The following is a 26,469-nucleotide window of genomic DNA, read 5'->3' as shown; positions in this document are numbered from 1 at the left end:
AAAAGTAGGTTGGATTGATTTCAATCTACTTTTTTGAAACAACTTTGTTTACAAATGTAGTCGTATATTGTATAATTTGTTTACAGATGTAGTCGGAAAAGGAGTAACCTATGAAACAAGCAAGCTATCCCATTCAAGGTATGACCTGCGCTTCCTGTGCTATGACGGTTGAGAAAGCGGTTGGTAAATTAGCAGGAGTAGAAGAAGTCAGTGTAAACCTAGCGACTGAAAAATTGAGTGTTAGCTATGATGAAAAGATTTTGGGACTAGAGGACATTCGTCAGGCAGTTGAAAAGGCGGGTTATCAGTTAGTCGATAATTTGGTGACCGAGTCTTATGATATTTCAGGTATGACCTGTGCTTCCTGTGCTCTGATGGTTGAAAAAGCTCTGGGAAAACTAGAGGGTGTAGAAGAAGTCTCTGTCAATCTGGCAACAGAAAAGGCGACTATCCGTTATAGCCGTGATAGGCAAAATCCAGCTAGTCTTGAAAGGGCAGTTGAGCAAGCAGGTTATCAGCTGATTCGACCAGAAGAAGTAGAAGGGGCTGCGGACAAGGGACCGAGCAAGGAAGAAAAGCTGTGGCATCGATTTGTCTGGTCAGCAGTCTTTACCCTTCCCCTGCTCTATATTGCTATGGGTCCTATGTTGCCTTGGGGAGGGCTTCCATTACCAGCTTTGCTCCACCAACCGCTAGTCTATGCGATCAGCCAAGTCATCTTGCTCATCCCTATCCTCTATATCGGACGCAGTTTTTTCAAAAAAGGCTTTAAAACTCTCTTGCAAGGCCATCCCAATATGGATTCCTTGATTGCTGTTGGGACAGGGGCAGCCTTGGTTCAAGGTCTTTTGATGATTGCGTTTCTTCTGATGGGGAAAGAAGTGGCCATGCACGGTCACCATCCAGAACTGTATTTTGAATCAGCCGCCGTTATCTTGACCTTGATTACCCTAGGAAAATATTTTGAAGCTAGGGCTAAAGGTCAGACTTCTGAGGCCATTAAGAAATTGATGGATCTGACTCCTAAGACGGCTCAGGTCTTGCGAAATGGTCAGGAAATACAAGTGCCGATTGAAGAAGTGGTGGTCGGTGACCAGGTCATTGTTCGTCCAGGTCAGCAGATTCCTGTTGATGGTCAGGTTCTCGAAGGCCAGACACGTGTGGATGAGTCTATGCTGACGGGTGAGAGCCTACCAGTGAAGAAAGCTCTAGGTGATAATGTTTTTGGCGGTACCCTAAACCAGCAAGGTGCCATTACCATGCAGGCTACCAAGGTTGGTCGTGATACGACTCTGGCTCAGATTATTCGTTTGGTAGAAGAGGCTCAAGGGTCTAAGGCTCCCATCGCCAAATTGGCTGACCAAGTATCTGCCATATTTGTACCAGTCGTCATGGGCTTGGCTCTCTTTTCCGGTCTGGCCTGGTACTTCTTGGGTCAAGAATCATGGATTTTTTCATTAAGCATCACCATCGCCGTCTTGGTCATCGCCTGCCCTTGTGCTCTGGGTCTGGCAACCCCTACGGCTATCATGGTTGGGACTGGAAAAGGGGCGGAAAATGGTCTACTGTTCAAGTCTGGTCAAGCTATTGAAACCCTACAAGGTGTGAACACCATTGTCTTCGACAAGACTGGGACCATTACTGAGGGCAAGCCACAAGTGACAGACATCCACCTTTTGTCTACTAAAAATCGTGAGCAGGTCCTCCAGCTGGCAGCAAGTAGCGAACAATTTTCCGAGCATCCCTTGGCTCAGGCTCTCCTACAAGCAGCTCAGACAGAAAAGATTGATCTCTTGCCTGCCACAGATTTTCAGGCTCTTTCTGGTCGTGGTCTTTCGGTGGCAATAGCAGAGCAGACCATCTATCTGGGAAATGAACGGTTGATGTGGGAACAGGGAATTGATGTTTCCAAAGGAAGTGCAGTTGCGGAAACATTTGCCCATCAAGCTAAGACGCCTGTTTTCCTAGCCAGCCAGCAAGAATTACTAGCAGTCATTGCCATTGCTGATAAAGTAAAAGAGACCAGCCGTCAGGCTGTCCAGGCTCTGCAAACCATGGGATTAGAAGTGGTCATGCTGACAGGAGATAATGAAAAAACTGCCCAGGCCATTGCCAAGGAAGTCGGCATTGAGCAGGTGGTCAGTCAGGTCATGCCAGATGACAAGGCCAACCAAGTCAAGTTCTTACAAGAACAGGGCAAGACAGTCGCCATGGTAGGGGATGGCATCAACGATGCCCCAGCTCTAGCTCAAGCCCATGTGGGTCTAGCCATTGGTTCAGGGACTGATATTGCCATTGAGTCTGCCGACATTGTCCTCATGCATAGTGATATTTTTGATGTGGTCAAGGCTGTCAAACTCAGCCAGGCAACCATGCGAACCATCAAACAAAATCTTTTCTGGGCCTTTGCTTACAATGTGATTGGCATTCCAATCGCCATGGGTCTGTTACATGTATTTGGTGGACCTCTGCTCAATCCTATGTTTGCAGGTGCAGCCATGGCCCTCAGCTCAGTGTCAGTCGTTTTGAACGCTCTGCGATTGAAAAACTACAAACTATAGCAAAATTACCAGTCAAAAAACTGGTATTTTTTTACATAAACGCTTACAATAGATATATTAAGTGCAAGGGAGATGTTTATGACAACCTTTATTGGAAAACCGGTGACCTTGGTAGGTCCGCAGTTGCGAGTGGGAGACACGGCTCCTGACTTTGTCCTCATGGCCAATGACTTGAGCTTGAAAAGCCTGAAAGACTTTGGCAAGCAGACCAAGGTCATCAGTGTGGTGCCTTCTATTGATACAGGGATTTGCGATACCCAGACTCGTCGCTTCAATCAGGAGTTGGCTGACCGTGACAATACGGTTGTCATCACCGTTTCAGCTGACCTGCCCTTTGCACAGAAACGCTGGTGTGGTGCTGTAGGTTTTGAAGATGCCATCACCCTGTCTGATTACTATGACCATGCCTTTGGTAAATCCTACGGTGTGCTCATGCGGGAGTGGAATTTGCTGGCGCGTGCGGTCTTTGTCCTCAATGCTGACAACCAAATCACCTATGTAGAATACTTGGATAATGTCAACGAACATCCAGACTATGATGCGGCTCTAGAGGCTGTCAAATAAAAGAATATAACGGTGTCGGAACAGGCATCGTTTTTTGACGCTCAGTTATCCTGCTAGAAATTTATTGTGATGATACGTTGTGATAAGAAGGGATGTTCATGATTTAGTATGAAACGAGGAGATAACATACATATTCTGATACAGATTTCATAAATAATATGCAAATGGATATTTTTATTGTCTTTAAAATTTATAAGTGCTAGAATAGTTGTATAATACGAGTGAGGTAACAACAATGAGTATACAACTAGGCTCTAGGATAAAACAAAAAAGAAAAGAGATGAAATTATCTCAGAAAGAATTGGCAGAAGGTGTATGTAAACAAGGTCAAATTAGTAGAATTGAGAGTGGCGCCTATACTCCAGGCTCTGAATTGCTTTTTGAATTATCAAAAAAACTAAATGTTTCGATGAATTACTTTTTTGAAGACACTGTTTCTGAGCAGGAGGAGGAATTAGTAGAATTTAAAACTGTTGTCCGAAATTTCTTAGTCCATAGAGACTACCAAGGACTACGATATGTTTATGAATTGGAGTCTAATAATAAACATCGTTTATCGGTAGCAAATCAATTATACTTAGAGTGGATAGGTGGATTAGTCGATTTTTATTTTTATGATAAAAAGAAGGAAGCCATATCTAAAATGGAATATTTACTAGAAAAATTGGAGAGTTCTAATTTATTTTTTTTACAAGTATCAAATACACTCCTAAATTTTTATTTTGATGTTAATGATGAAGAATTATTTGATGTACAATTTGAAAGACTGATAGAAAAAACGGATAATTTCCAACCTATCACGATTGAAGAATTGGAAATAAAAATCAAGCTTCAATATAACATTTCACGTTACCTATGGCTAAAGAAGGATTACATTCAAGCTATAGCTAGCATCACAAAGGCCATCGAATTTTGTAGGTCACACAGAAGCTATTATTCATTACCCGATTTATTTTGTTTACTAGGTAATGTCCATGAAGAACTTGGAAATGCAGAGAGTGCGAATCAACATTTTCGTCAGGCATATTTTTTATATAAATTGGATGCTAACCGACAAATGGAATTGAATTTGGAGCGATATATAGAAGAAGATAAAATCTAGGAACTCTAATGACCAAAGATTGGTAAAAGTTGATAGTAGATAAAAATATTGAGTTGTACATATTTAAACGCAGGGAATTAGCCAATTTGCTAACATGATTTCTGCGTTTTTAATTTGCAAAATTCTTTTAATTATATCACTTAGAGAATACATATCTGCATATAGTTGTAAAATATATAGATTCTTTATAATATTTTTTGACAAGATAAAAGGGTTATGATAAACTATGAATGAAAGGGGTTACAAAAACCCTACCATGAGAAAATTGAAAATGAGAGAAAAAACAAAAATAACAGCTGGTCAAATTTGTCTATACTATTGGTATGGAATCGGTTTCCTTTGCTGGGATTAGTTTACATGGTTCCGTTCACCAAATAATTTAATAACTTGACTGGTCGATAGTTTGTCACTTTTCTATCGACTTTTCTTTTTAGGAGGTTGCTATGGCAAATACATTATTAAATGTTACAGCAGTATCCAAAACTTACGGAAAGCAAAAAGTTTTAGATAATATTAGTTTTGATATTAACTGTGGAGAAATTTGTGGTCTAGTAGGAGAAAACGGTGCAGGCAAGACTACTTTAATCCGAATTCTTACAGGCTTAATTTCGAGTAATTCTGGAGAAATAAGTGGTTTAGAGAGTCAAGCTGTTTCTTGTATTGTAGAGTCACCTGCTCTGTATCCCCATTTATCTGCAGGCGATAATCTTCGTGTTCAAATGATTGGCTTAGGAATCGGAACGGATAAAGACAAAGTCAAAAATCTTTTACGTATGGTTGGACTTGAGGGTGTGGATCCTAAGAAAAAAGTGAAAGATTTTTCTCTTGGTATGAAGCAACGTTTAGCAATTGCACTAGCGATTTGTGATTGGCCCAAACTACTTATATTAGATGAGCCAATAAATGGTCTGGACCCTGTGGGTATTAAGGAAATTCGTGAGATTCTTCTACTTTTGAAAAATGAGTATCGTATGACTATTCTAGTTTCAAGTCATATCTTGTCTGAATTAGACTTAGTCGTTGATAAGTATATCATCATGAGCAAAGGAAAAGTTTTGCAAATAATCCAAAAAGATACCTTGCAAAACCTACTCCAAACCAAACGGATTGTTAGAGTGGATAAGGAGCATGAAGCGCTTGAAGTGTTGCTTTCCGAGGGAATTGAGGCGATAGTGACCGACGAAGGAATTGAGCTTTCAGAAAGTGGAAAATCAACTAGCTGGATTATTGATTGTTTACGGAAAAATGAGATTCAAATCGAGGAAATCATTAAATTTCAACCGAGTTTTGAATCCTATTATCTATCTTTGATTACAAGAGAGGAGGTTCCTCATGTTCCATAAAGTGAAATCAGACTTTTATAGGGTATGGAAAGAAAGGAGTTTAATTTTTCCAGTCTCTCTGGTGATTCTTTTAGGAGCACTCTTTGCTTATTTAATGAGAGAGACTGATGGACAAGGAGGTGTTACGATGATTTTATCATCAGTGGCAGGATTTATACCTCTGTTCTTCTCAAGTGCCTGTAATCTAGTCTGGGGAGAAGAATTTACCAATCGCACCATTAACCATGCAATCATAAAAAGCTCCTCTCGTTTTTCAGTTTACTTTTATAAATTGTTTGAAACCTTGTCCCTGTGTTTTGCATATACGCTTTTACTATTTTTTACAGTAATTGTATGTAGAATTTTTTTGAATGGACAAGTAGATGTGGGTGAAGCATTTGACCTGCTCATTAAACAGTTGCCATTTCATCTCTGTTTTTCGCTACTATGTCTGTTTATTTTTCAGTATGTAGATAAGATTTATCAAGCCTACCTTATTTATACTATGATTGTCTTGATGTTTGATAATTTAGTCTCGTATGTAACAACAAGTCTCTTGGCAAATGATGTCTTTTCTCATTTCTTTCTTTTTAATCAGGTCAAGTTAATCACTAATCAAACAGAATTTTTTACTCCGTCTAGTCTGATTGCATTGATATTTAGTGTTGTCTATTTATTGAGTTCGTACTTACTTTTTTCTAGTAGGGAGTTTAAATAGTTTAAGGAGGGCACTTGTAATGAAAAAAATAATTCCATTTTTCATTTTAATCATTACTTTTTTAGGAGTTGCGATTTACCTAAGTTTAGAGAGTGACAAAACAGATGTAGAGATTGCTAAGTCTTGGACAGTAACAGGCAAAGAGATTAATACAATTGAAATCTATGGTAGTGAGCAACCTTTTGAACTTGAAATTGTGGAAACTGAGCAAGAAGTGACGACGATTAGTTTGACAGGGAAAATTTCTGAAGCAGCAATGTCAACACTTGAGAAGGCGGATATTAGTGAAAACGATGCTTATATACCATTGGGTAAAAAGGGTTTTAAGTTAGTTACCGTCGCAAGTGGGAAGAGTAGTTTAAAAGCAAAAATTGAATTGGCAAAAGGTGCTACGTTTAAAGAAATTTACGTTGATACATGGAATGGTACTGTAGATATTACTCTGCCTAGAAGTTACGATGGAGGCTTTGATGTCAAGTTGAATAGCGGGGCGAAGTTACTAGAAGTTCCTGAAGAAGGAGCTAATAAGGCAAGTATCCTCAAAATAGATGCCTATGCCGATGTTAGCATCAGAAAGGGTGATTAGGATGATTACTCATCATAAACAGGTATCCATGTTGGATTGTGGCTTGGCTTGTATCAAGATATAACGGTGTCTGAACGGGCATCGTTTTTTTTGCCAGCAAAAGGGAGTGGGACAAAAATCGGTAACCCGCAGGGTTCGATTTTGTAGTCCCACCCCTGCACAGTTGAGTAGGGCTGTAAAAGTTGATAAAATCAGCTAATTAGAGCCCACTCAACCACTGCGTCAAGTTTAACTATTGAAAAAAACGAAGGAGGCCAGGACTTTTGTCCTAGCCTCAACAAGTTTACTGACGCTCAATGGTTAGACTGATTTTGACGATTGGCTTGCCTGGCGTCCGCTTGCTCCACCAGTCTTTGATGTGGAAATAGCTGAGCAGGGCAAGTAGGACTGGATAGGCAGTTGACCAGACACTGATAAGCGAGTGGAGTTTTGATACCTGGATTACCAGTGATTCCTTGCTTGCTAGCAAGAGGCTGTTGTCACGAATATAATCTTGAATGCTGTCAAACAAGGCTTGCACATCACCGATTTTTGTCAGAGGAGTTTCAGCTATCAGAGCCTGAATATCTGCCCCAATCGTCTGAACATCCAGTTCTTGCAGGGCTTGGATATTTTTCCATAAGTCCAGACCAGTTGAAAGGCTAGTCACCAAACCAAAGATAATCAAACCGATTGATCCCCAGAACAAGAGGCGGTAGCCCCAAAGTATGAAGGTGTTAACCTTACCATCCAGGAGCTTGAAGGTCTTGATGAGCTTACCAGTCACTAAGTAGAAGAGTACGCATTCAACCAGACAGATGAGGACCATAACAAGTAGAAGCAGTATAGCTCGTCGCACCCAGCCCTGGACCAGCTGGTCTTGGATCAGATTGCTGATGTTTTCTAGGTTAAACTGGAAGAGGCCTTGGATTAACTTGTTAAATAGTGGCACTTGGAAGAAGAAAATCAACCAAGAAAGAGTCAGATAGATTGTACTCCAAGCAAATGGAGATAGGGATAGTTTTTTCAAATGTTCAAAACCTTTCTAAATGGTCGCGTTTGCGTACCGAGGTATTGTAGCATAGACTGCTCGAAAATTCAACCCAGTCAGTCTGAATAGACTTGAATATCTTTGTCTAATTTGATATACTAAATTTATCAAAAACAAGGAGGGTCTTTTATGGAAAAGACACAGGTTATTCAGGATGTTTTGGCCCTCATTCAAGACTTGAATCAGGCCTTTCAAGCAGATAAAGTAGGGACAGCTGATGAACAGCGATTGCAACATAATCTGACAGAGACGACTCGCATATTGTCGGAGGCCAAGTCGGCCACCAATACAGAACTGATTGCGATTGAGAAATTCTACCGTTCGACCAGTTTTTTGGTTGGACTGGGCGATTTGCGATTGAGTGAAACCAGCAGGCAGGCTTGGCGGGCATTTGACCGATATTACTACGAAACGATTAGAGAAGAACTCAAACTCTATGGTGGCTCTGCCATTGCCCAAGTGTAAAAGATGAAGGAGAGGGTGAAAACCCTCTTTTGTGCTATAATAAGTAGTAAGAATACAGTTGTTAGGAAGAGAAGAAGCGAGGTGTGCCATGTCCTACATCCAAGTAAAGAATTCGTCAAAATACTATCAAATGGGGGATGCGACCATTGTGGCCAATGACAGCGTGTCCTTTGAGATTGAGCAGGGTGAGTTGGTCATCATTCTGGGTTCATCTGGTGCGGGCAAATCCACTCTGCTCAATATCTTAGGCGGCATGGATAGCAACGATGGGGGGGAGGTTTGGATTGACGGTGTGGACATCGCCAAGCTGTCTAGTCATGAACTGACCAACTACCGCCGAGACGATGTAGGTTTTGTCTTTCAATTTTATAACTTGGTTGCCAATCTGACCGCCAAGGAAAATGTGGAACTGGCTGCGGAAATCGTCAAGGATGCCTTGGATGCTGAGGGAGTCTTGGAAGAGGTCGGACTTGGCCATCGAATCAATAATTTCCCCGCTCAGCTTTCAGGCGGTGAGCAGCAACGGGTTGCCATTGCCCGTGCTGTTGCCAAAAAGCCTAAAATTTTGCTTTGCGATGAACCAACTGGCGCTCTGGACTACCAAACAGGTAAGCAGGTCTTGCAAATCCTGCAAGATATGTCCCGCACACAAGGAGCAACGGTGATTATCGTGACCCATAATAGCTCTCTGGCTCCTATTGCAGATAGGGTCATTAGGATGCGGGATGCCCGTGTGCATTCTGTTGAGCTGAATGCAGATCCGCAGGATATTGCTAGTCTAGAATATTAGTGGGTGACATGATGAAAAAGAAAATCTACTGGAAGGATATGAGACAATCTCTGCTTTCTTCCAAGGGGCGTTTTTTGTCCATATTTAGCCTGATGATGTTGGGAGCTCTAGCATTGACAGGACTGAAAGTAACAGCTCCCAATATGGAAAAGACGGCCCAAGCCTATATAGCCAGTCATCGAACGATGGATTTGGCGGTAATTTCAGGTCTGGGACTTAGTCAAGCTGACCTGGACGAATTGGAGGCACTAAAAGGTGCGACAGTAGAGGCTAGCTATTTTAAGGATGTGGTGACAAGCAAGGAACAGTCGGCTGTCCGACTCTTTTCTGCTCCCAAATCCATTTCAACTTATAAGCTACTAGAAGGCCGATTGCCCAGTCAAAAGGGGCAAATTGCTCTGTCTCCTTCCCTACAAGCAAGTTACAATTTGGGTGACACCTTTCAGGTGACTGAGCCAGATAAGGATGGTACCATCCTGACCCAAACCACCTTTACAGTTGTTGGTTTTGTGGCTTCGTCAGAAATTTGGGACAATGAAACCATGGGACTGGCCACAAGTGGTGATGGACAACTGGCTGGCTATGGAGTTGTTGCGGAGGAAGTTTTTCAATCGGAAGTTTTTACAATTGCCAGAATTGTCTATGAAGATTTACAAAATTTACCTTACTACAGTCAAGCCTATCAAGAGAAACTGGACCAATATCAAGAAGACCTAGAAAAGCTATTAGAAGATAATGATGAACAGCGGTTGGAAGCCATTCAAGCAGAAGGGCAAACGGAAATTTCCCAAGGAGAAAAAGAAATTACCCAAGCTCAATCTCAGCTGAATCAAGCGGCAGAAGAATTGGCCTCTGGGCAAGAACAACTAGCAAGTGGTCGCAGTGAATTTGCGCGTGGACGGGCTAAGCTCTTACAATCAGAGGAAGAATTACGAGCCGTCCTTGCCCAATTGTTGCAAACCAAGTTTCAATTGGATGAAAGTAAAAAAGAGTTGGATAGTCGCAAGGGCCAACTAGACCAGACAGCTTCTTTTTTAGAAGGAAACCAAGAGTCTTTGGACAAAGCGGTTCAGCGTTTAGATACGGCAAAAGTTGAATTGGATAGGCAAAATGCCCAGCTCGGTCAAACAGCTTCTCAAATTTCAACTGGTCGTGCCAACTGGTACCAAAACCAACAAAATGTGAACCAGCTGATTGCCAATCAAGTTCAAGCTGGCCAAACCTTGTCAGACTATCCTGACTTATTGGCTAGACAGGAAGCCTTGGACGCAGAAAAAGCTCGCCTAGATCAACTTGAGGCTAACTATGAGCAAGCCAACCAAGACTATATCAATAACTATGATTATTACCAATCAAAAGTTGCAGAATATGAAGCAAGCCTAGCGGACTATCAATCATGGAACCAGGAATACCAGACTGGTTTGGCCCACTACCAGGCTGGTTTAGCTCAGTATGAGCAAGGTCTAGCAGCCTATCAAAAGGGTGTATCAGATTATGAATGGGGTGTCAGTCAATTGGAATCTTCTGACTTGACCTTGCGTCAAGAAGAACTGCACTTGGAAGCAGCTGACAAGGAATTGACTCAAGCTCAATCCCAATTGTCTGAAAAACAGGCAAAAGCCAATCAAGAAATCAGCCAAGCCAAAACAGATATTGCCCAGGCCAAGTCCGACCTGAGCAAGCTGGAAAAATCACCTTATCAAATTTACACCAGATCCAGCCTACCAGGTGGTGATGGCTACACAACCTATAGCAATGCGACCAAGTCCATTGCAGCAGTAGGCAATGTTTTTCCGGTAGTTCTCTACTTAGTCGCTGCTCTAGTCACCTTTACCACCATGGCTCGTTTTGTTGATGAGGAGCGGACCCAGTCAGGCATTTTCAAGGCCCTTGGCTATACCAATAGGCAAATCATGGCCAAGTTCCTACTATATGGACTCGCAGCTGGCCTAGTTGGTACTCTTGTCGGCATCTTTGCGGGAAATCTTGTCCTATCACCTATCATTTCGAGTATTATCACACAGACGACGGTGATCGGACCTGCCAAGCTACACTTTTATCCCCACTGGACTGGTTTAGCCGTGCTCCTATCATTGATTTCTTCCGTTTTGCCTGCCTATCTGGTGGCACAGAGAGAATTGACAGAGAAGCCAGCCCAGCTTCTCCTTCCAAAACCTCCAGCAGCAGGTTCTAGTATTTGGCTAGAAAAATGGCCTGCTATCTGGTCCCGCCTGAGCTTTACCCACAAGGTGACTGCCCGCAACATCTTTCGTTACAAGCTCCGTATGCTCATGACCATCTTCGGTGTGGCAGGAACTGTCGCCCTCCTTTTCGGCGGCTTAGGCATTCGCTCCTCTATCTCAGGGGTTGTCCAACGGCAGTTTGGGGAACTCATTCATTATGATCTGTTGGTAGTGGAAAATAGCAGAGCAGATGAGGAGGACTTAGACAAATTAACAGACTTTCTCCAGTCGGATCAAGTTGGTCAATCCTTGCCAGTGGCTTTTGAACAGCTTAGTCAAACAGTAGAAACTAGTGGCCAGAGAAAAAATATTTCCATTGGACTGTATATTTCAGACCGTCAGGACTTGGGAAATCTAGTCAGTCTTGAAGATTCTTCTGGTAAAGCTATCCAGCTGAGTGGCAGGGGCATTGTCCTCACGGAAAAACTAGCCCAAATCTACGGAGTCAGTGTCGGGGATAAAATAGGACTTACTCTGGAAGACAAGGAAGTGCAGGTCAGGGTCGCAGCTGTGGCGGATATGTACGCGGGGCACTTTATCTATATGACCAGAGGTTACTACGAGCAAGTGACCGGTCATCAAAAGACAGCTAATGCCTATCTGGTGCAACTGAAAAATGATAAGACAGGTCATGTACAGAAATTGGCTAGCCAGCTTCTAGCCATGCCAGCAGTCAAAAGTCTGGTGCAAAATACATCCCTCATGGCCATGCTCACTACCATTGCAGGTTCACTTCAGACCGTTATGGCCATTCTAGTTCTTTTGTCTGTCTTACTTGGACTATTCATACTTTATAATCTCACCATCATCAACATGTCCGAGCGGATTCGAGAACTATCCACAATAAAAGTTTTAGGCTTCCATAATCGGGAGGTGACCATGTATATCTATCGGGAAACCATTGTCCTTTCCATTATTGGAATTGTGGTCGGACTAGTAGGTGGGATATATCTGCACAGGTTACTCCTTGAAATGATTGGGTCTGATAGCATTCGATTTAATCCCGCTGTTGGACTGGAAGTCTATCTCATTCCTATCTTAGCCATTAGTGGAATTTTGGCTGCTCTTGGTTGGTACGTCAATCACCATCTGAGAAAGGTGGATATGCTGGAGGCCTTGAAGTCAGTTGATTAAAACAGTCTGGGAATAGACTGTTTTAACCTGAGCCTAAAAACACGAAAGCGGATAGTCTGTATTGTGAACTAATTTGAAATATGAGAAACACAGCTATAAAGCAAAAAAATCCTAGTGCATCTAGGATTTTTCTGTAAACACAAGTCTAGAAGTATGCTATAATCATCTCATGAAAAAAATAAGTGATTTAGGATTAACAGGTCGAAAATTAGTTGGAGAAGGTCTAATCTTAGTCTTCATCGGTATTGGATTTTTAATTGCTGGTTGGCAATTTCCAGGACTGATTCTTCGATTTGTTCACGCAGGTCTATTCTTTTTAGCTTTATATGAATTGAGCATGATATTTTTCAGAAAGAAGAAATCGAGTGAAAGTGTCATTGCGCTAGTTGGGAAGGCTGTTCTTTTCGGGATCCTAGCCAGTCTCGATTTAGCTGTTCAAATTCCCCTCTATTTCGCGGCTATTTTTGTTGGGATTTACCAACTTTTTACAGCTCTTATCAATTTCATTACTTTTTACCTATATCGAAAAGATGGGGTACAGCCACGGATTCGCTATTTAATAGATGGAATTTGGTTATCCTTACTAGGTTCAGCTTCCCTATTTGTGTCAGGCACACAGCTGGTTGTTCAAACTATTGTCATCGGAGGTTATCTGATCTTGTATGGACTAACTAATCTGCGTGATGGCTTCTTGTTTGAGGAGGCTATTGAGCAACAAAATCTTAAGCGCCATGTCCGTTTGCCCCTACCTTTATTTTTAGCAGCTTTGATTCCTCGTATGACCCTGCAAAAAGTCAATGATTACTTGGCGGATAATAAGGGACAAACGGCTAAATCTATCTATAACTGCCACAAAGAAATTGCGGAGCTTCCAGCATTAGAAGTCTTTGTACACGTTGGGGAAGAAGGGTTCGGAGCAGTTGGACATGTTGATTTGAGTTACAAAGGGCAGGTCTACGGTTTTGGTTCATATGATGTCCTGTCAGAGCGTTTGGGTGGTGCGATTGGTGATGGAGTCTTGTTCAAAGCAGAGCGCCAAGCCTATGTTGACTTTTGTAATCAAGAAGGAATGACCATGTTAGGTTACCAGCTGAGCTTAAGACCAGAGCAAGAAGAGGCAATAGAAACTCGATTGGCTGAAATTGATAATCTGCTTCTTCCTTGGAATCCAAGTCCTGAAAAAGTATCGAAAACGGTAGATGGGCAGCCGATTGAAATGTATGCCTATCGAATGAAAGAGGCAATACATGCGGAATTATTCAAATTTAGAAAGTCTAAATTTAAAACCTATTTTGTCCTGTCTACTAATTGCGTCCTTTTGGCTGATTCTGTGATTGGACAAGCTGGAACCGATATACTTGGTATGCGTGGATTTATCGCACCCGGAACCTACCAATCTTACCTAGATCAAGAATACGAAAAACCTCATAGTTTAGTAGTCGCAAAGAACATTTATTATCGCAAAGAAAAATCCTAGTCGCTGACTGGGATTTTCTGTTATTCCAGCCCTCCATCACCCACAAATCTTCTCCATCCATGCTATAATAGAAACATGAAAAAAAATAAATTATTATTAATCGATGGCTCATCGGTAGCCTTCCGTGCCTTCTTTGCACTCTATAACCAAATCGACCGCTTCAAGAATGCCAACGGTCTGCATACCAACGCCATCTACGGCTTCAATCTCATGCTGGACCATATGATGAAGCGGATTGAGCCGACCCACATTCTTGTGGCTTTTGATGCTGGAAAGACCACTTTCCGTACCGAGATGTATGCAGACTATAAGGCAGGTCGTGCCAAGACTCCAGACGAATTCCGTGAGCAGTTTCCTTTTATCCGTCAGATGTTGGATGCCATGGGAGTCAAGCATTACGAACTGGATCAGTATGAGGCAGATGACATTATCGGTACCTTGGACAAAATGGCAGAGCGGACGGACATTCCTTTCGATGTGACCATTGTCAGCGGAGATAAGGACTTGATCCAGCTGACAGACGAAAACACCGTAGTTGAGATTTCCAAGAAAGGCGTTGCCGAATTCGAAGAATTTACTCCAGCCTACCTCATGGAAAAAATGGGTATCACTCCCACTCAGTTTATTGACCTCAAAGCACTCATGGGAGATAAGTCCGATAACATTCCTGGCGTGACCAAAATTGGTGAAAAAACAGGTCTAAAACTCCTGACAGAATTTGGTTCTTTGGATGGTATCTACGAAAACATTGACAGCATGAAGGCTTCAAAGATGAAGGAAAACCTGATTGCGGATAAGGAACAAGCATTTCTTTCTCGAACCCTTGCTACCATTGATACTCAGGCACCAATCGAAATTTGTCTGGATGACATTGTTTATCAAGGTCCAAAGCTAGAAGAACTAGGACAATTCTACGATGACATGGGCTTCAAGCAATTAAGGGCTCAGTTAGGTACGACCAGATCGCAAGAGGAAGCGGTACTCGATTTCCAAATCGTAACGGAAATCAGCCCCGCTATGCTCAAACAAGACCAGTTTTTCTATTTTGAAATCTTGGGTGAAAATTATCACCGAGAGGATTTGGTTGGTTTAGCTTGGGGAGATAAGGAGAAAATCTATGTCGGAGGGCCTGAGCTACTTGATAGTCCAGTCTTGCGTGACTTTTTAGAAAACCAAACCATAAAAACCTATGATTTTAAGCGTGGAAAAGTTCTTCTCGACCGAAAAGAGATTACGCTACCTCCAGCTACTTTCGATAGCCGTCTAGCCAAATACTTGCTTTCCACCGTTGAGGACAATTCCCTAACAACCATTGCCAACCTCTATGGTCAGACCAGTCTTGTTCCAGATGAGGCAGTTTATGGCAAGGGTGCTAAGTTAGACTTGCCAGAACGCGAGATCTTTTTCCCACACTTGGCACGTAAGGTTCAGGTTTTGATTGAGACAGAAGAGCCGATGTTGACCAAATTAGAAGAAAATCAGCAATTAGATCTTTTGTTTGACATGGAGTTGCCGCTGGCAAATGTTTTAGCTAAGATGGAAATTGCTGGTATTAAGGTGGAAGCTGAGACTCTCAAAGCTATGCAATCTGAAAACGAAGTTTTGATTGACCAGTTGACCAAGGAAATCTATGAACTAGCTGGTCAGGAATTTAATATCAATTCGCCTAAGCAGCTTGGGACCATTCTCTTTGAAGAGATGGGACTACCATTGGAATATACCAAGAAAACCAAGACAGGCTATTCAACAGCAGTAGATGTCTTAGAACGATTAGCGCCAATTGCACCAGTTGTTTCAAAAATCTTGGAATACCGTCAGATTACCAAGCTTCAATCAACTTATGTAGTCGGCTTGCAGGATGCCATTTTAGAAGACGGCAAGATTCATACTCGATATGTGCAGGACTTGACTCAAACCGGTCGTCTGTCTTCGACGGACCCTAACTTGCAAAATATTCCTGTTCGTCTAGAACAAGGGCGCTTGATTCGTAAGGCATTTGTGCCATCGCTTGAAAATAGTGTCCTTTTGGCATCGGACTATTCACAGATTGAATTGCGCGTCTTGGCTCATATTTCTCAGGACAAGCATTTGATTGAGGCCTTCCAGCAAGGTGCAGATATTCACACTTCGACAGCTATGCGGGTCTTCGGTATCGAAAAAGCTGAGGATGTGACACCAAATGACCGTCGGAATGCCAAGGCTGTAAACTTCGGTGTCGTCTATGGTATTTCAGATTTCGGTCTATCCAATAACTTGGGGATTACACGTAAGGAAGCTAAAGCCTATATCGATACCTATTTTGAACGCTTCCCAGGAATTAAGAATTACATGGAAACCATTGTTCGTGAGGCACGTGATAAGGGGTATGTAGAGACGATTTACAAACGCCGTCGTGAATTACCAGATATAAACTCTCGCAATTTCAATGTCCGTAATTTTGCGGAACGAACAGCCATCAACTCACCAATTCAAGGTTCGGCTGCAGATATTCTCAAAGTAGCCATGATTAATCTTGACAAGGCTTTGACTGAAGCAGGTCTTGCGACACGTATGTTATTGCAAGTACACGATGAGATTGTTTTGGAAGTCCCAGTGGCAGAGCTAGAAACGGTAAAAGCCATGGTAAAAGAGACCATGGAATCGGCGATTAGCCTGTCTGTACCATTGATTGCGGATGAAAATGAGGGACCGACATGGTATGAAGCTAAGTAAGAAAGGAAGAGCATGAAAAAGATAGTTCTTTGTATTGGTCTATGTAGTCTTCTGCTAGCAGGTTGTGGAAAAACAGCGCAGAAGACTGAGAAAACACCAGCTTCCTCAGGGGAAGAGTTTTCAACCACTTTACCGATTTTGCAAGAAAAGCAGGATACCACGAACGAACAGTTCAATGTTCTAGCAAATGCAGAGCTTGTAGCTGTTAATAGTACACCACCTGCTGACGAAACACAAAAAGGCCACAAGATTTATGCGGCCAATAATGGTGTTGCTGAAAAAGATGAAAATGGGAATATCAAGGAATATTTCCGTTATTATGATGTGCCATCTACTTGGACAATTAATGCAGAAAATACTCAGGATGAGACAGTCGCTGCAGTCTATGATGTTAAAGAAGGTTCCAGCAATTACATGGTCCAACTCTATAATATCAATGCTTTTAATCAGTCTCCATTGGAAGACGGTCGCAATATGACGCCGGAGGAATTAGAAGCACGGATGCTTGAAACAAATCATTCTTTCAGTGAAAAGACGGTTGTCACAATCAATGGTCAGGAATGGCAGGTTGGGCGACAGTTATTAACAGATCAAAAATTAGCTCGTCTGACTTTTTATCGGATGGAATCAACAGCTGCTTATGATGACTCCGTGGTTGTGGGTTCAATCTATTATTCCTTAGATCCAGGAACCGATAAAGATCGGACCAACCTTAAAAAGGTTATCGGGCAAGTTAAGGATGTCGTGTACCAAATTGCTAAAAAATAATCAAGGTAGACAAGCTATAATCAGTAACGAGTTGAAATTGACAAGATTGTGGTATAGCACACCTTATTCATTAAACTTTTATTGATTCTAACATTTAATATACATTAAAGGAGGTCTCTATGTCTTATTCCTTCCAAAATCCTAGTCAGGACATTATCTTTGACTATCTGAAAAATGCTAAGACCATTGCAGTGGTCGGTTTGTCTAGTCGAGAAGAGACAGCAGCCTACCGCGTTTCCAAGCTCATGCAGGAAGCGGGCTATAAAATTATTCCAGTTAATCCCAAGGCTGCTGGTGGGACTATTTTAGGCGAGTTGGTCTATAGTAGTCTAGCAGAGATTGACCAACCTATTGATATTGTAGATGTTTTCCGCAGAAGTGAATTTTTACCAGAGGTAGCACAGGAATTTATCCAGTCGAACGCCAAAGTTTTCTGGGCTCAACTTGGTTTAGAAAGTCAAGAAGCAGAAAAACTATTGCGTCAGGCAGGTCGTAACGATATTGTCATGAATAAATGTATCAAGATTGAATATCTTGAAATGAAAGAACAATACTAATAAGTCGGGTATATTTATCCGACTTTTTTCATCGAAAAAGCAGTTCAATGAACCATTGAACTGCCGGATGACTCTAAGGAGGAGCACTTAGAATTGGAACAAATTACTACACATGGCGTAAAAAATAGAAAGGAAGAAATCTGCTCCAATACCAAGCAGGCTAAAATAGTCCTTTGTCGCTCCTCAGTTATAGTATAACACAATCCAAATGTTTGTACCAATTATTACTATATTTTTTTTTTAAATATAGACACAAAAGGCAAATAAAAATAAGAGCAGATATCGCTCTTATTTTTATACGTAACTCATTTTCTTAGCCTGATCATCTAAAATTTCTTCATGAAAGTGCATTTGTGCAGCATAGTGATACGGCCATACATATAAACCAGCCAGGCCAAATGTAATAATGACAAGGAGGAACCAGCCAATGAAGGATAAATCAAGTGTAAAGCGTTTAAACTTGTAACCTTTCATCAACTTTCGACTAGATTTAATGATTGAAAAGGCACCTGTATATTCTTTGCGTTCTAATTGTTCAAACAAGATATATTCTACCTGTGAATAAGCATAGAATTGTGGAATATAAAGAGCAATTCCTAAAACCATAAGTAGGATACCTCCCATGGCCATTAGCCCTAGTATGGCAAGGATTTCCATAGGAAGTGCATCAGGGTCCAAGGATTGACTGGATGCAGCTATGATTGTAATCATCGTTCCAGCCCCGATAAGTAAACCAATACCAAGGTAAAACAGTAGTCCCCAAAGGAAGAGCAAGAAACTTTTTAAAATGTAGGTTCGAAAGATTTTCCAGAAATCTTTATGATTGAAAACCATCAGCACATCTTTAAATGATGTGGAAGTTTTTACCCCTTTGATAAGATGAAATATAGTGCATATAATGGATAAGTGCAGTAGTCCTAATAGCAATCCGTAAAATAGTGGAAACAAGGAGGTAGAAATAAAGTAGCTAGGACTGGCAAGTTCCTCAGCTGTTACTCCAGCAAGGCTATTGCGAGAGAAAGAAATCAACTGAACGATAACAGAAATAGTGACGGGGATGATAGCCAATTGATAGATACCAGGTGTCTCGTTTAGTGTTTGGCGAGCCCGCTCACGTATATTAGAAATTGTAAACATCTACATAACCTCCTTACCCAACATTGTAACATAATTCTAGATGACAAGCTAGGCTTTTTTTGATAGACTGGAAGGTGCTGTGGTAATTTGTCAGTTTGTTGTGATGCGTCTGTCTATTTACTATTAAAAAAGTAGAAGACAAGGTAAAAATTGCTGAAATAAGAAGACATTCTGATGGATTAGACCATGCAAGATTGAGAAGCTGTATTTCCAGGTAAAGTGCTTTTATGGATGATATGAAAGAGCTGAACTGTGAATCCAGAACTAATATCCTAGGACTGTTTTTCCTAGCGGGAGGTAAATAAAACATGACAGATGTTCCAATCAAGTATCGCTTGATTAAGAAAGAAAAGCACACAGGTGCACGTTTGGGCGAAATCATTACCCCACACGGGACCTTTCCAACTCCGATGTTTATGCCAGTTGGAACTCAGGCAACGGTAAAAACCATGTCGCCTGAAGAATTGAAGGCGATGGGTTCAGGCATTATCCTATCGAATACCTATCATTTGTGGCTTCGTCCAGGTGACGAATTGGTGGCGCGTGCAGGTGGTTTGCACAAATTTATGAATTGGGATCAACCGATTCTGACTGACTCAGGTGGTTTCCAGGTTTATTCTTTGGCGGATAGTCGCAATATCTCAGAAGAAGGAGTGACCTTCAAAAACCATCTCAATGGTAGTAAGATGTTCCTGTCACCTGAAAAAGCTATCTCTATTCAGAACAATCTTGGATCTGACATTATGATGAGCTTTGATGAGTGTCCGCAGTTCTACCAGCCTTATGACTATGTAAAAAAATCCATCGAAAGAACAAGTCGTTGGGCAGAACGTGGTCTCAAGGCTCACCGCCGTCCGCATGACCAAGGTTTATTTGGTATTGTCCAAGGTGCTGGTTTTGAAGATCTTCGTCGCCAATCAGCCCATGATTTGGTTAGCATGGATTTTCCAGGATACTCTATTGGAGGATTGGCTGTTGGTGAAACACACGATGAAATGAATGCTGTACTGGACTTCACGACCCCTCTTTTACCGGAGAATAAACCACGCTATCTCATGGGCGTTGGAGCACCAGATAGCTTGATTGATGGCGTAATTCGTGGGGTTGATATGTTTGACTGTGTATTACCAACACGTATTGCGCGTAATGGAACCTGTATGACTAGTCGTGGACGTCTTGTAGTGAAAAATGCTCAGTTCGCTGAGGACTTTACACCGTTAGATCCAGAGTGCGATTGCTATACATGTAAAAACTATACACGTGCGTATCTCCGCCATTTACTTAAGGCCGACGAGACGTTCGGTATTCGTTTGACAAGTTATCACAACCTCTACTTCTTGATTAATTTGATGAAAAATGTCCGTCAAGCAATCATGGATGACAACCTTTTGGAATTCCGTCAAGACTTTATGGAAAAATACGGTTACGGTAAAAATGGACGTAATTTTTAGATAAAACAGCCTTCTTTGTGGACTTAGCCTTGTTCTCATACTCAATGAAAATCAAAATCAGACTATGCGACGCAGATGCAGATAGAACTGAAGTTCATCAAATCAAATCAACGACGTCTGATTTTGATTTTCGAAGAGTATCAGTTACATCTTCTCAAGATTTTGTTAGACACAAATACAAATAAATAGAGCATACGATTATGAACCCCCTCGGTAACATGATCGTATGCTTTTATTTTAATATTTGGCTTCACAGCACTGCTATTTAATGTTCTTTGAAGATCAAAATGAACAGTTGTCAACGAGCTTTGATGAGTGAAAAAACGATTGGTCCTCATTACCCTTCAAAATACAGTAATTCTTTTGGTGTTTTTGTAAAGACTTCAAAGCCATTTTTGGTAACGTAACCACAATCCTCGATACGAACACCAACTTTTCCAGGGATGTAAATACCTGGCTCGACAGAGAAACACATACCTTCTTCAATGACCAAATCATTGCCTTCCATAATAGATGGGAATTCATGGACACTCATTCCCAAACCGTGACCGAGTCGGTGGTTGAAGTACTCGCCATAACCTGCTTTTTCAATCACAGAGCGAGCGGCATAGTCAATCTCGCCAGCAGTCACACCAGGCTTAATCATATTGACCGCGGCCATATGAGCCTCCAGAGTCAAGTTGTAAATATCTTTTTTAAACTGATCAGGTTTACCGACAGCGACAGTTCGTGTCATATCAGACGTATAACCCAAAGTTTCCACGCCTAGGTCGAACAATAGCAGAGCGTTATTCTCGATTTTATTTGTTGAGGGAATACCGTGTGGATTTGCGGCATTGTCGCCTGTTAAGACCATGGTCTCAAAGCTCATTTTTGAGATGCCTTGTTTCTTCATTTCAAATTCAATCTGAGCAATAATATCAGTTTCAGTTACGTTGAGTGAGATATTGTTAAACCCAACCTGCATAGCCTTATCTGCAAACTCTCCAGCAACCAGCATTTTTTCAATTTCATCACGAGACTTGATCAATTTCATAGTATTAATCAGAGGCGTAATGTCTGAAAATGGTTGGCTAAAGATAGACTGAAGACCATGGTAGCGGGTTAAATTCAAATTATCAAATTCTGCACCGATTGCTGAGAAAGATTTTTGTGGCAATTTGCTCTTGATAATCTGCCATGGATTTTCCGAGTCCATATAGCCGGCTACAGGAAAGTCAACAGTCGCAACCGCACGCTCTACATCCAAGGCCGGAAGGAAGAGGAGGGAATCATGGTCAGGCATGACAAAGAGCATCATGTGGCGTTCATGCGGATCGCTATGATAGCCCGTTAAGTAATAGATGCTGACAGGATCTGAAAAGATGGCCAAGTCCATTTTGTTGGCTTCTAAGTAGGATTTAACATGATGTAATTTTGACATAGTGGAGCCCTTTCTAGCATGTAGTGGTAAAAAAAGTGAAAATTTCGTTTATTATATAGACTATTGTTCCAAAAAATGAAAAAAATTGCAAGTATTATCAAAAAAATAGAGTTTATCTCTTGAAAGTGGTTTCAAAAAGTGATACACTATACTTGAGTGAAAGCGTAATTTTCATAGAACTAGAACTATTGAAAGGGAGTATATAACGTATGTTAAACACTGACGATACGGTAACGATTTATGACGTTGCCCGCGAAGCAGGTGTATCCATGGCGACAGTATCGCGCGTGGTAAATGGGAATAAAAACGTAAAGGAAAATACTCGTAAAAAAGTATTAGATGTCATCGACCGCTTGGATTATCGTCCGAATGCTGTTGCACGTGGATTGGCCAGCAAGAAGACTACCACTGTGGGGGTTGTGATTCCAAATATTGCTAATGCTTATTTTGCAACCTTGGCCAAAGGTATCGATGATATTGCCGATATGTACAAATACAATATCGTCCTAGCAAACAGTGATGAAAATGATGAGAAAGAAATCAATGTGGTGAATACCCTATTCTCAAAACAGGTGGACGGAATCATTTTCATGGGCTATCATTTGACAGACAAGATTCGTGCGGAGTTTTCACGCTCACGTACACCGATTGTTTTAGCTGGTACCGTGGACTTGGAGCACCAATTACCTAGCGTCAATATTGACTATGCTGCTGCTAGTGTTGATGCAGTCAATCTATTAGCTAAGAACAACAAGAAAATTGCCTTTGTATCAGGGCCGCTTGTAGATGACATCAACGGTAAAGTTCGTTTTGCAGGCTACAAACAAGGCTTGAAGGACAACGGAATCGAGTTTAACGAAGGATTAGTTTTTGAATCCAAGTATAAATACGAGGAAGGCTACGCTCTAGCAGAACGTATTTTGAATGCCGGAGCAACTGCAGCTTATGTTGCAGAAGACGAGATTGCTGCTGGTTTATTGAATGGTGTCAGTGATATGGGTGTCAAGGTTCCAGAAGACTTTGAAATCATTACAAGTGATGATTCCCTAGTGACCAAGTTTACCCGTCCAAACCTGACCTCTATCAATCAGCCACTATACGATATTGGTGCAATTGCTATGCGCATGCTTACCAAAATCATGCACAAGGAAGAGTTAGAAAACCGTGAGGTAGTTCTTAACCACGGAATCAAAGTGCGGAAATCAACTAAAAAATAGTTTAGATAACTTGTCGCAAGAAAATTGTGGCAAGTTTTTTGTATCCAAATGTTCATAGAATAATCAGATAAAGTCAAAATAAATAGATAATTTTTGGCGATTTTTGACGAAAATACAAATATGATGATTTACCAAGAAAAAGATTGACTTTTTCGCTAAAATTTTATAAAATAAAAACTATAAACAAAATGCTTTTTTTTTTAAGTCTTTTAAAAAATTTTTAGTTTTCTAAAAGAATAAAAGGGTAAGAAAAATTATTTATTCCAAATTTGAAAGGACAAACTAGTGGATAATCTTCATAAAAATAAATATACAGAGGTTTCGCGCAAAAGCCGAGTAAAAATGCACAAGTCTGGGAAGCATTGGGTAAGAACTGTGATGTCACAGATTGGTTTTATTCATTTTGGGAAACATAGCGCTTCTGAAAGTTCAAAAATAAAATTAACTTCTGTGAATCGACAAGAATCTGCTACAAAGCTGTTGCGTGGATTGGTAGCTGCAGGTGCCGTGGTCGGTGGAGGACTAACTGCAGAGCAAGTTCTTGCCGAAGATACGGTAATTGCCTCTGAGATAACTACATTGGTACTGGCAAATGAAGATATTGTTGACATGAGTGATGTGGGAACGGAATCAGCTGTATCTTCACAATCAGTAAGTGAATCCGAGTCAACAAGTGGTTCAGAATCAATCAGTAATTCAGAATCTACAAGTGATTCGGAATCTACAAGTGATTCGGAATCTGATAGCGTATCAACTTCGACAAGTGAATCAATATCAGAAAGCGAGTCAATTTCATTTAGTGAATCTACTTCTTCAAGTGAGTCTAGTGTGCTAAGTGAGTTGACAATTGCTTCAGAAAATAGTCAGTCTTCATCAACAACATCAGAGTTATCCGAGAGTTCGATATCAGAATCAACAACATCAGAAGAAACTCCGCAACAAGTCTTGGAACAAGTAGTATCAGAAGGAGAAATTCTGATCAAAATTGCAGAATCTCAACTATCGACGGCATCGGATAGCGACTTAGCTGCTGCTCTCGCTGCACTACAATCAGATATCGTTATGGCTAAGCAGTTGTTAGGAAATTCAGCAGTAACACAGGCAGAGATTGAGACCATAGTGTCATCATTACAAACAAACTCTCTTGCCTTAGGGACAGAGTTGCTAAAAGATAAATCTGATAATATTCTCACTGTTTCGTTGAGTACTACTATCAATTCTACACAGACAGGATTTACTATTAGTGATTTTACAGATGGAGGAACACAGTATTATTGGTCAGGTGGTGACTCCAGTAAACTTCTTAATACAATCACAAGTATTTCAGCAATATATGATTCTGTAAAGGGGACAATTTCATGGACAGTTGTGTATGACCCTACAGCGGTTTTAACTTCAACTTATTGGAAGAACAATGGCGCTTATACGGGAATATACATAGATACCACTCAGGACTCGAACTTGGGGAGCCCAACAAATGTTTTAATTGATGGTAGTTCAACAACTTCAAAATCTAATCCATATGTTGGATCAACTTCTCAAGGGACTGAATATATTTCAACTAGTAAGTCAATAGGGATTACGACCCATACAATTACCTTTACTACGGCTTATTCTGGCTCAACATCGGATTTATCGACGTTAAAAATTAAACTGGTAGCAGCATCAAGTGTTGCAACATCGGTTTATGAAGATGCCTCTAATTTAAAATATGGTCGTTATAATTCAAATACAGCACCATATGTAGTCGCGAATGATGCAGGGACAGCGATTGGTGGATATTTTGTAAATGGAATAAATCAAGATTCAATCCCGTCGGATTCAACCAGCCAGTCCGTATCGCAGTCTGAGTCTGTATCAAAATCTGAGTCTGTATCTGAATCAGAGTCACTTTCCAATTCAATTTCAAACTCTATTTCAGAGTCGATTACTGAATCTGTTTCAGAATCAGTGTCAAGTTCAGAGTCGCTTTCAGATTCGATTTCAAACTCTATTTCAGAGTCAGTTGCAGAATCTGTTTCGGAGTCAGTGTCAAATTCAGAGTCGCTTTCTAATTCAATTTCAAACTCTATTTCAGAGTCAGTGCGCGAGTCGGTAGTCGAATCGGTATCAGAATCAGTCCGTGAGTCAGTAGTCGAATCCTTGTCGGAATCAGTCCGTGAGTCAGTTAGCGAGTCCCTTTCGGAATCTGTATCTGAATTTATCTCCGAGTCAGTCAGCGAGTCGATTTCTGAATCTACATCAGAGTCCATTTCCGAGTCAGTCAGCGAGTCGATTTCTGAATCTACGTCAGAGTCAATTTCAGAGTCAGTCAGCGAATCGATTTCAGAATCAGTAAGTGAATCTATCTCTGAATCAGTAAGCGAATCGATTTCAGAATCCGTCTCTGAATCTATCTCTGAGTCAGTAAGTGAATCAATTTCAGAATCTGTATCAGAATCTATCTCTGAATCCACATCAGAGTCAATTTCCGAGTCAGTAAGCGAATCGATTTCAGAATCTGTATCTGAATCTATCTCAGAGTCAGTAAGCGAATCTATTTCTGAGTCTACATCAGAGTCAATTTCTGAGTCTGTATCAGAATCAGTCAGCGAGTCAGTGTCTGAGTCCATCTCAGAATCAGTCAGCGAGTCAGTCTCTGAATCAATCTCAGAATCCGTTTCAGAATCAACTTCAGAATCTATCTCTGAATCTACATCTGAGTCTATCTCTGAATCAGTGAGTGAGTCAATTTCAGAATCTGTATCAGAATCTATCTCTGAATCTACATCAGAGTCCATCTCTGAGTCAGTAAGCGAATCGATTTCAGAATCTGTATCAGAGTCTATCTCTGAATCAGTGAGTGAGTCAATTTCCGAGTCGGTCAGCGAATCGATTTCAGAATCAATTAGTGAATCCGTCTCTGAGTCAGTATCAGAATCAATCAGCGAATCTGTATCTGAATCAATCTCTGAATCTACATCAGAGTCCATCTCAGAGTCAGTAAGTGAGTCAATTTCAGAATCTGTATCAGAATCAATCTCTGAATCTACGTCAGAATCCATCTCAGAGTCAGTCAGCGAATCGATTTCAGAATCTGTATCTGAATCAATTTCTGAGTCAGTATCAGAATCAATCAGCGAATCAGTTTCTGAATCTATCTCAGAGTCAGTGAGTGAGTCAATTTCAGAATCTGTATCTGAATCTATCTCTGAATCTGTATCAGAGTCAAT

Annotated in this window: 18 protein-coding genes and 1 pseudogene; 16 read left to right on the top strand and 3 right to left on the bottom strand. The window is 41.1% G+C overall.

Annotated elements, in window-relative coordinates; all coding sequences use genetic code 11:
* The first annotated feature begins 110 nt into the window (after positions 1 to 110).
* The 6 genes from NOL38_RS02540 (at position 111) to NOL38_RS02515 (ending at position 6,853) form a co-directional block, all read left to right on the top strand.
* The gene (locus NOL38_RS02540) at positions 111 to 2,561 is read left to right on the top strand and encodes a heavy metal translocating P-type ATPase (protein ID WP_277941277.1); all 2,451 of its coding nucleotides are present in this window, start codon (positions 111 to 113) and stop codon (positions 2,559 to 2,561) included.
* Positions 2,562 to 2,639: 78 nt separating this feature from the next.
* Positions 2,640 to 3,125 carry a thiol peroxidase gene (gene tpx, locus NOL38_RS02535; RefSeq protein WP_277941276.1) on the top strand — a complete coding sequence of 162 codons (486 nt, stop codon included), beginning with the start codon at positions 2,640 to 2,642 and terminating at the stop codon, positions 3,123 to 3,125.
* Between the two features lie 235 nt (positions 3,126 to 3,360).
* Complete coding sequence (locus NOL38_RS02530; protein ID WP_277941275.1) at positions 3,361 to 4,227, top strand: helix-turn-helix domain-containing protein; 867 nt, start codon at positions 3,361 to 3,363, stop codon at positions 4,225 to 4,227.
* Between the two features lie 443 nt (positions 4,228 to 4,670).
* Complete coding sequence (locus NOL38_RS02525) at positions 4,671 to 5,570, top strand: ATP-binding cassette domain-containing protein (RefSeq protein WP_277941274.1); 900 nt, start codon at positions 4,671 to 4,673, stop codon at positions 5,568 to 5,570.
* Positions 5,560 to 6,267, top strand: coding sequence for a hypothetical protein (locus tag NOL38_RS02520; protein ID WP_277941273.1), 708 nt, complete (start codon positions 5,560 to 5,562; stop codon positions 6,265 to 6,267). Before NOL38_RS02525 ends, NOL38_RS02520 begins: the two co-directional genes overlap by 11 nt.
* Before the next feature lie 19 nt (positions 6,268 to 6,286).
* On the top strand, positions 6,287 to 6,853 hold the full coding sequence (locus NOL38_RS02515; RefSeq protein WP_277941272.1) for a hypothetical protein: 567 nt from the start codon (positions 6,287 to 6,289) through the stop codon (positions 6,851 to 6,853).
* Between the two features lie 283 nt (positions 6,854 to 7,136).
* Here NOL38_RS02515 and NOL38_RS02510 read toward each other — a convergent pair whose 3' ends face one another.
* Positions 7,137 to 7,862: a hypothetical protein gene (locus tag NOL38_RS02510; RefSeq protein ID WP_277941271.1), complete on the bottom strand. Its 726-nt coding sequence runs from the start codon at positions 7,860 to 7,862 to the stop codon at positions 7,137 to 7,139.
* Between the two features lie 150 nt (positions 7,863 to 8,012).
* Between NOL38_RS02510 and NOL38_RS02505 the strand changes: the two genes are divergently transcribed.
* From NOL38_RS02505 to NOL38_RS02475, 7 genes are all read left to right on the top strand, one after another.
* Positions 8,013 to 8,348, top strand: coding sequence for a helicase BlpT (locus tag NOL38_RS02505; RefSeq protein WP_277941270.1), 336 nt, complete (start codon positions 8,013 to 8,015; stop codon positions 8,346 to 8,348).
* 88 nt (positions 8,349 to 8,436) lie between these two features.
* Positions 8,437 to 9,138, top strand: a complete 702-nt coding sequence (locus tag NOL38_RS02500) for an ABC transporter ATP-binding protein (RefSeq protein ID WP_277941269.1) — start codon at positions 8,437 to 8,439, stop codon at positions 9,136 to 9,138.
* Between the two features lie 11 nt (positions 9,139 to 9,149).
* Positions 9,150 to 12,515, top strand: a complete 3,366-nt coding sequence (locus NOL38_RS02495; protein ID WP_277941268.1) for an FtsX-like permease family protein — start codon at positions 9,150 to 9,152, stop codon at positions 12,513 to 12,515.
* A 169-nt stretch (positions 12,516 to 12,684) separates the two neighbouring features.
* Positions 12,685 to 13,992, top strand: a complete 1,308-nt coding sequence (locus NOL38_RS02490) for a hypothetical protein (RefSeq protein ID WP_277941267.1) — start codon at positions 12,685 to 12,687, stop codon at positions 13,990 to 13,992.
* Between the two features lie 75 nt (positions 13,993 to 14,067).
* Positions 14,068 to 16,704, top strand: a complete 2,637-nt coding sequence (gene polA, locus NOL38_RS02485; protein WP_277941266.1) for a DNA polymerase I — start codon at positions 14,068 to 14,070, stop codon at positions 16,702 to 16,704.
* 12 nt (positions 16,705 to 16,716) lie between these two features.
* Positions 16,717 to 17,472 carry a glucose-6-phosphate isomerase gene (locus NOL38_RS02480; protein ID WP_277941265.1) on the top strand — a complete coding sequence of 252 codons (756 nt, stop codon included), beginning with the start codon at positions 16,717 to 16,719 and terminating at the stop codon, positions 17,470 to 17,472.
* Positions 17,473 to 17,591: 119 nt separating this feature from the next.
* Positions 17,592 to 18,029 carry a CoA-binding protein gene (locus NOL38_RS02475; protein ID WP_014636445.1) on the top strand — a complete coding sequence of 146 codons (438 nt, stop codon included), beginning with the start codon at positions 17,592 to 17,594 and terminating at the stop codon, positions 18,027 to 18,029.
* A 294-nt stretch (positions 18,030 to 18,323) separates the two neighbouring features.
* Here NOL38_RS02475 and NOL38_RS02470 read toward each other — a convergent pair whose 3' ends face one another.
* Positions 18,324 to 19,166: a DUF975 family protein gene (locus NOL38_RS02470; protein ID WP_277941264.1), complete on the bottom strand. Its 843-nt coding sequence runs from the start codon at positions 19,164 to 19,166 to the stop codon at positions 18,324 to 18,326.
* Positions 19,167 to 19,474: 308 nt separating this feature from the next.
* Between NOL38_RS02470 and tgt the strand changes: the two genes are divergently transcribed.
* Positions 19,475 to 20,617 (top strand): tRNA guanosine(34) transglycosylase Tgt, encoded by a 1,143-nt coding sequence (gene tgt, locus NOL38_RS02465; RefSeq protein WP_002935810.1) that lies wholly within the window; start codon positions 19,475 to 19,477, stop codon positions 20,615 to 20,617.
* 337 nt (positions 20,618 to 20,954) lie between these two features.
* On the opposite strand, the gene NOL38_RS02460 is transcribed toward tgt, so the two are convergent.
* Positions 20,955 to 22,040, bottom strand: coding sequence for a M24 family metallopeptidase (locus NOL38_RS02460; protein ID WP_024384331.1), 1,086 nt, complete (start codon positions 22,038 to 22,040; stop codon positions 20,955 to 20,957).
* A gap of 209 nt (positions 22,041 to 22,249) precedes the next feature.
* Between NOL38_RS02460 and ccpA the strand changes: the two genes are divergently transcribed.
* Positions 22,250 to 23,257: a catabolite control protein A gene (gene ccpA, locus NOL38_RS02455; protein ID WP_277941263.1), complete on the top strand. Its 1,008-nt coding sequence runs from the start codon at positions 22,250 to 22,252 to the stop codon at positions 23,255 to 23,257.
* A 378-nt stretch (positions 23,258 to 23,635) separates the two neighbouring features.
* Positions 23,636 to 26,469 (top strand): annotated as a pseudogene (locus NOL38_RS02450) (accessory Sec-dependent LPXTG-anchored adhesin); the annotation flags it as partial.

The sequence above is a fragment of the Streptococcus suis genome (assembly GCF_029616525.1).
Lineage (GTDB): Bacteria > Bacillota > Bacilli > Lactobacillales > Streptococcaceae > Streptococcus > Streptococcus suis_AF.
Note: the sequence above shows the minus strand (reverse complement) of the source record. Positions and strands in the feature narration are given on the sequence as shown.